We start from the raw sequence: 7,161 nt of genomic DNA, 5'->3' as shown, positions 1-7,161 counted from the left end.
CTGTAGATCTCGGATGCGCGATAGTACATTTAGAAGGCTTAGTGTTTAGAAAAAAAACAATAAAAACATAGGGTTATATGCGTATACTCTCATATCGAAGATCCACCATACTGACAACGAGACCCAGTGTCAATGAGTTTTGTCAAGTAAATCAGATAGTTGCGTTCGTCAAGTGGCCTACCCTGAGGCCCAAAGTCTGTTTGGGGTTGTGAGTAGATTTGAGAGTAACCCCTCCCTCAAGTGACCTTTATTATTATTATTTTCAGTCACTTAGGGAGAGAAAATGGCGTCCCCAAGGGGATTCGAACCCCTGTTACCGCCGTGAAAGGGCGGAGTCCTAGGCCTCTAGACGATGGGGACGCGCTAAAACTGTAAAAATGGTGGAGCTAGACGGGATCGAACCGACGACCTCTTGCATGCCATGCAAGCGCTCTCCCAGCTGAGCTATAGCCCCACGCCGATCGCGCAATCTACGCCAGCCGCCACCAGCCTGTCAATCACTGGCGGGCCCGGCCCTGTCATCAATGAAACGGACCGCCCGATCGAGGCGCTCAAGCGTCCTGCGCCGCCCCAGCAGCCGCAGGGTAATGTCGATAGGCGGAGAGATCGGCCCCCCGGAGACAGCCACCCGCACCGGCTGTGCGACCTTTCCCATCTTCAGCTCGAGCGCCTGGGCGACCTGGTCGATCACCGCGTGAATATCATCGGTCTGCCATGCGGTCAGGTCCGCCAGGCTGGCTCGGACCTGCTTCAGCGGTTCGCGTGCCGCCTGCTTCAGGTGTTTCTTTGCCGCTTTTTCGTTGTACTCGGTGACATCGCGATAAAAGAACTCGCTGGCCATCGCCATCTCGACCATAGTCCGGGCGCGCTCCTGCTGCGCCCGAACCACATCCGGCAAAGCCGGCTCGGCCGCCGGCTCGACGCCAAGACGCCGCAGGTGCTCTCCCAGCAGTTCCCCCAGCCGTGCCGGGTCGCCGTCCTTGATGTGGTGCTGGTTGAGCCAAAGCAGCTTTTCGGGGTTGAACTTTGACGGCGCCTTGTTCACATCAGCCAGGTCAAACAGGCTGATCATTTCGTTGAGACCAAAAATTTCCTGATCGCCATGTGACCAGCCCAGCCGGACCAGGTAATTGAGCAACGCTTCCGGCAGGTAGCCCTCCTCGCGATATTCCAGCACGCTCACCGAGCCGTGACGCTTGGACAGACGTGCGCCATCGGCACCGAGAATCATCGGCAGATGGGCAAACACCGGCAGCGTGGCACCCATCGCGTGATAAATATTTGCCTGCCGCGGCGTGTTATTCAGATGATCGTCGCCACGGATCACGTGTGTGATTTCCATGTCGACGTCATCGACCACCACCGACAGGTTGTATGTCGGAGTGCCGTCCGAGCGCCTTATGATCAGATCATCGAGTTCTGTATTGTCGAAGGCCGTCGTACCGTGCACCGCGTCTTCGAAAACCACCTGGCCATCGTCGGGGTTGCGAAAGCGAATGACATGCGTCTGGCCGGTATCGGCCAGGTCGCGGCAGCGGCCATCGTAGCGCGGCTTGAGTCCCGCTGCCTGCTGCTGCTGGCGCAACTCGTCGAGCCTTTCGCGGCTGCAATAACAGCGGTAGGCCTTGCCGGACGCCAGCAGCTCGTCGATGACCTCGTTGTAGCGATCGAAGCGCTGTGTCTGGTAGTACGGCCCTTCGTCGGCGCGCAGCCCCAGCCAGTTCATCGCCTCGTGAATAACCTGCACGTGGGCATCCGTCGAGCGCTCACGATCAGTATCTTCGATGCGCAGAATAAAGGTACCGCCCATGCGGCGGGTGTACAGCCAGCAAAAAAGCGCGGTGCGCGCACCGCCGATATGCAGATAACCGGTCGGGCTGGGTGCAAAACGGGTCCTGACGCTCATGCCTGTGCCACCGCGGCAGGGGTTCGATGCACCCGGTCTGGATCGAACGCATGTGGATGGAGCAGCCCATGGTCACGCAAAAAAGTTGCCAGCTCATCCTGGCTCATTGCGGGTTCGTCGGCAGATACATACGGGGTGTCAACCTTACTGCTAATGATGGTGTCGTAATGGTAATCGATATTGCTGCCACCACCGCGAAATGCCGGCAGGATTACATAGTAGCGACTAAGCTCTACGGCCCGACGCGTTTCCTCACGGCTCATCAGTTCCTCGCACAGCTTCTCTCCCGGCTTGATACCAATCACTTCGATCGGCACCTGGCCTGGCTGGTGACCATAGACGGCCGCCAGTTCGCGCACCATAACGCTGGCCAGATCCTCGATGCGAATCACCGGCATCTTGGTGACGAACACCTCGCCACCACGGGCAACCTGCGCCGAATCCAGAATAAGCTGCACCGACTGTTCAACACTCATTGCAAAACGCAACATCCGCGGATCAGTCAGCGTCACCGGCCCGCCCCTGGAAATCTGACGGTGGAAAACCGGGACGACAGAGCCATTGGAGCCAAGCACGTTGCCAAAGCGGGTAGAAGCAAAAACCGGGCCTCCATCACTTTGGCGGCCGGCCGCTGCTGTCATGAGTCGCTCACCCATCAGCTTTGATGTACCCATAACATTGGTCGGGTTTACGACCTTGTCCGAACTGGTGAAGATGACTGTGCTGACGCCTGCGTCTTCTGCTGCAGCAATAATATTGTGGACGCCATGAATGTTCGTCTGCACGGCATCATATGGCGATCTCTCACACAGCACTACGTGTTTCAGCGCGGCTGTATGAAATACGATGTCGACATTGTGCATGCGGTGACCAAGTGAGCCACGGTCGCGAATATCGGTTACGTAGAAGTGGGCCCGCGCGTCATCAGCATAATGCTGGTCGAGATAGAACAACTCGCTTTCGTTGTTATCCAGCCCGATGACCGCGGCAGGCGAGTTTTCCTGCTCATCGAGCAGCACCCGCACCAGCTGCAGCCCGACCGTCCCGCAAGCACCGGTAATCAGTATTCGTTTGTCTTTGAAATGCTGCATCCGTCCCTCGGGCCCGGGCGCGCGCAGAAACGCTGCCCGGTTGTTTGCCGACGCTGGCGATTGTCTTGAATGATCAGGTTTACGGCCTGCCGCCTTGGGTATACCCGGCTGCAGACGCCGGATACGGTGAAATTCGCGCAATTGTATGAAGTGCGCTGTAGCGGTGCAACACAGCGGGCGTTGACCAGGCTGGCACCAGGGCCTTAGTATTTCGCCCCCTGGCGCGGGAAAAGGGCGATTAGCTCAGCGGGAGAGCGCTGCCTTCACACGGCAGAGGTCACTGGTTCAATCCCAGTATCGCCCACCATCTTTCAACCCGCGCGTTCCCGCAGCAGGCCGTCGAAATACTCGATGGTATGGACCAGCCCGTCCTTCAGGGCAGTTTGCGGCTCCCATCCAAGCGCCTCGCGTGCGAGCGAGATATCCGGCCGCCGCCGCCGCGGGTCGTCCTGTGGTAACGGCTCGTAACGAATGCGCGCTTTCGACCCGGTAAGCGAGATGACCTGCTCGGCCAGTTCGCCAATAGTAAATTCGCCGGGGTTACCGATATTTACCGGGCCGGTGAAATCGTCTGCTGTATTTTCCATCAACCGCACGCTGGCGTCGATCAGATCCTCGACATAGCAAAACGCACGTGTCTGGGTGCCGTCACCAAATATTGTCAGGTCCTCGTTGCGCAACGCCTGGCAAATAAAGTTGGACACCACCCGGCCATCGTCGGGGTGCATGCGCGGACCGTAAGTGTTGAAAATCCGCGCCACCTTGATGCGCAGCTGGTGCTGACGGAAATAGTCGAAAAACAGCGTTTCGGCACAACGCTTACCTTCATCGTAGCAGGAGCGAAAACCGATCGGGTTCACGTGCCCCCAGTAGCTTTCGGACTGCGGGTGTTTTTCGGGGTCACCATAGACTTCGCTGGTCGATGCCTGGAAAATTTTTGCCCGCAATCGCTTTGCCAGCCCGAGCATATTGATCGCACCATGCACGTTTGTCTTGGTCGTCTGTACCGGGTCGTGCTGGTAATGAATCGGCGATGCCGGGCATGCCAGGTTGTAGATTTCCTGTACCTCCGCATACAGCGGGAAAGTCACGTCATGACGAATAACTTCGAAATACGGGTCGTCCAGCAGGTGCAGGATGTTCTTTTTGCGTCCGGTGAAGAAATTATCAACGCAGATAACTTCATGACCATCACGTAACAGGCGCTCACAAAGGAACGAACCGAGGAAGCCCGCGCCCCCGGTTACCAGCACGCGTTTTCTGACCAGGTCTTTCATATTCTTCTCAATGTGCGTTTTCGTTCAGGAAGCCGCGGAACACCGTCATGATCATGATCCGCAGGTCGAACCAAAGCGACCAGTTTTCGATGTAATAAAGATCGTACTCTACACGTGCGCGCATCTTTTCCAGCGTATCGGTTTGTCCGCGCAGGCCGTTGACCTGCGCCCAGCCGGTGATTCCCGGCTTGACCTTGTGACGCTGCATGAAAGAGTCGATCTGCTCCATGAAGTACTGGTTGAGCTGGATCGGATGCGGTCGCGGGCCGACCAGCGACATCTTGCCCTGAAAGACGTTAAACAGCTGCGGCAGCTCGTCGAGGCTGGTACGACGCAGGAAGGCGCCGATGCGTGTTATACGCTCATCGCCGGGCACAGCCTGGCGAAACTCGGACTCTTTATCCACCCGCATGGTACGGAACTTGTAAACACGGATCGGCCGGCCGTCCCAGCCGTGCCGCATCTGCTTGAACAGCACCGGCCCCTTCGAATCCAGTCGTATCGCTGCAGCAATTGCAGCGAGCAGCGGGCTCAACACGATAAGCAGCACCACCGCCAGAACGCGATCGGCGATCTCCTTGATGAAACGATTGATACCGCGCATCGGCGAACTGCTCAACGATATTACCGGCAGGCCCAATACTTCGGTGGCCGGCTTGTTGATCAGTCGCGCGGCCGCCAGGTCCGGAATCAGACGCTGCTCCACCGTGCTGTGGCGCAGCAGGTGTCGTATTTCCTCAACATCGTCGACAGTCTGGGTACGTCCGCCGCTCAGCGGCAGGCAGATCCATACCTCGTCGAAAATTTTCTTCTCCAGAAGTGCGGGCAGTTTGTCGTAACCGCCGAGCACGTTGACGCCCTCGACGCTGCTGCCATGCAATTCGGCATCCTTGTCGAGCGCGCACAGCACATCAATACCGATCCAGCTGGCCGCCTCGCCCAGACGCCGGATAACCTCGCTGCCCCACTCTCCCGCGCCGACAATGACAACGCGTTTGTGGTTCCAGCCGCGGGCGCGGGCCCGCCGCAGGAACAGCGTTGCGCAAAGCCGCGATAACAGCAGCATGCCAAGACCGAAGATGGCCCACCAGAAAAGCCACGGGCGCGAGAACTGCCCGCTGACGTCAAAAATAAACGCCAGCAGAATCATTATCACGATGACGCTGAGCCAGCCGACAAGAATGATACGCAGCTGATCGAACAGGCTGCGGCCGCGCCACGAGTCGTACACCCGGGCCTGCGAATAGATGATGCGGGTGAGCAGGACCCCCAACAGAACGGCGACCTGGTAAGACAGGGGAATCGCCAGCGTCGCAAAAACCATGAAATAGCCCGCCACAGCGGCCAGGGTCACCGCCAGCAGGTCGGTGGCCGCGTACAGCACGCTGACGGCCGTCGAATAGTCGAGCAGGCTCTGGCTGCGGCGTCTGGGCTTCGCGTCAGAAACAACGTTCATCAATGGTCAGGTATCGCCGGTTTGGCCGGGATTCTACCGGTAACCACCGCAGGTGTCTGCCCTGGGGGTCAGCTGGAGTCCAGTATTTGGAGGATTTCTGCCGTCCTGGCCTCCATCAGCCCGGCGTCGCCACGGCTCTCGACATTCAGCCGCACCAGCGGCTCGGTGTTCGAAGACCGCAGGTTGAATCGCCATTCGTCGAATTCCAGGCTGATGCCGTCGGTCAGGTCCTCGCTGACGGCCTGCGGACGGTAGCGCTCCAGTACCTTCTCGATCGTCGCTTTCGGGTCAGCCAGACGCCGGTTGATCTCACCGCTTGCGGGATACCGGGCAATGCGTTCGGCAACCATGGCCGACAGCGGCCGCCGCTGCTCACTCATCAACTGCGTGACAATCAGCCACGGGATCATTCCGCTGTCGCAGTAAGCGAAATCGCGAAAGTAATGATGCGCGCTCATCTCCCCGCCGTAAATTGCATCTACATCACGCATCTTTTCCTTGATAAACGCATGCCCCGACTTGCTTTGCACTGAGCGGCCACCGCCGGCGCTGACGATATCGATCGTATTCCAGACCAGCCGCGGGTCGTGCACAATAGCGCTGCCCGCGCCGGCCGGCTGTGACAGGAAGCTCGCGGCGAGCAGGCCGACTATGTAATAGCCTTCGATAAAACCGGCCTTTTCATCGAACAGGAAACACCGGTCATAGTCGCCATCCCAGGCAACCCCGAGATCGGCGCCTGATTCCAGCACCGCGTCTGCGGTGGCGCTGCGATTTTCCGGCAGCAACGGGTTAGGAATACCGTTCGGAAAAGTGCCGTCGGGTTCGTGATGGATTTTGATAAATTCGAATGGCAGGTGAGGCTCGAGCAGGTCCACTATCTTGCCGGCTCCGCCGTTTCCTGCATTGACCACAACCTTCAGGGGCCGCAGCGTGCTGCGCTCGACGTAGTTCAGCAAGTGGCCGATATATGCCTCATCGGTTGCAAGCGTGTGGTGGCTGCCCGTCTTGTCCGGCTGACTGAAAGCGGCACGCTCGGCAATAGCGCGAATATCCTGCAGCCCGGTGTCGGCGCTGATCGGACGACTCTGCTCACGGACGAACTTCAGGCCATTGTAATCGGCCGGGTTGTGGCTGGCGGTAATCATGATCCCGCCATCCAGCTGCTCGTTAAAGGTGGCAAAGTAAACTTCTTCGGTGCCACACAGGCCGATATCGTAAACGTCGGCGCCACCCTCGGTCAGACCACGTGCCAGGGCGGCACTGAACACCTCGCTGGACTGGCGCACATCACGACCGATGACGACCCGTTGAGGGCGGACAAACTCGACGTAGGCACGCCCTATCCGATAAACGATGTCCTCATTTAGCTCGTTGGGAATCTGGCCCCGCACGTCGTAGGCCTTGAAACAGGTCAGGGTGTCACTCATC

5 protein-coding genes and 3 tRNA genes are annotated in these 7,161 nt (G+C 58.5%); 1 reads left to right on the top strand and 7 read right to left on the bottom strand.

What is annotated here, in order from left to right:
- Positions 1-284: 284 nt before the first annotated feature.
- The 4 genes from HKN06_05320 to HKN06_05305 form a co-directional block, all read right to left on the bottom strand.
- A tRNA-Glu gene (locus tag HKN06_05320) sits at positions 285-360 on the bottom strand.
- A gap of 18 nt (positions 361-378) precedes the next feature.
- A tRNA-Ala gene (locus HKN06_05315) sits at positions 379-454 on the bottom strand.
- A 39-nt stretch (positions 455-493) separates the two neighbouring features.
- A complete protein-coding gene (gene gltX / locus HKN06_05310; protein ID NNF60734.1) occupies positions 494-1,906 on the bottom strand; it encodes a glutamate--tRNA ligase in 1,413 nt (470 codons plus the stop codon).
- Positions 1,903-2,997: a polysaccharide biosynthesis protein gene (locus tag HKN06_05305; GenBank protein NNF60733.1), complete on the bottom strand. Its 1,095-nt coding sequence runs from the start codon at positions 2,995-2,997 to the stop codon at positions 1,903-1,905. The genes gltX and HKN06_05305 overlap by 4 nt, the downstream gene beginning before the upstream one ends.
- 232 nt (positions 2,998-3,229) lie before the next feature.
- Between HKN06_05305 and HKN06_05300 the strand changes: the two genes are divergently transcribed.
- Positions 3,230-3,304, top strand: a tRNA-Val gene (locus HKN06_05300).
- 4 nt (positions 3,305-3,308) lie between these two features.
- On the opposite strand, the gene HKN06_05295 is transcribed toward HKN06_05300, so the two are convergent.
- The 3 genes from HKN06_05295 to HKN06_05285 form a co-directional block, all read right to left on the bottom strand.
- The gene (locus HKN06_05295; GenBank protein NNF60732.1) at positions 3,309-4,274 is read right to left on the bottom strand and encodes an SDR family oxidoreductase; all 966 of its coding nucleotides are present in this window, start codon (positions 4,272-4,274) and stop codon (positions 3,309-3,311) included.
- 7 nt (positions 4,275-4,281) lie between these two features.
- A complete protein-coding gene (locus tag HKN06_05290; GenBank protein NNF60731.1) occupies positions 4,282-5,730 on the bottom strand; it encodes an undecaprenyl-phosphate glucose phosphotransferase in 1,449 nt (482 codons plus the stop codon).
- A gap of 68 nt (positions 5,731-5,798) precedes the next feature.
- Positions 5,799-7,160, bottom strand: a complete 1,362-nt coding sequence (locus HKN06_05285; GenBank protein NNF60730.1) for a phosphomannomutase — start codon at positions 7,158-7,160, stop codon at positions 5,799-5,801.
- Position 7,161: the final 1 nt, after the last annotated feature.

The sequence above is a fragment of the Gammaproteobacteria bacterium genome, assembly GCA_013003425.1.
Classification (GTDB): Bacteria; Pseudomonadota; Gammaproteobacteria; order Steroidobacterales; family JABDKV01; genus JABDJB01.
This window is presented reverse-complemented; position numbering and strand designations above follow the sequence as displayed.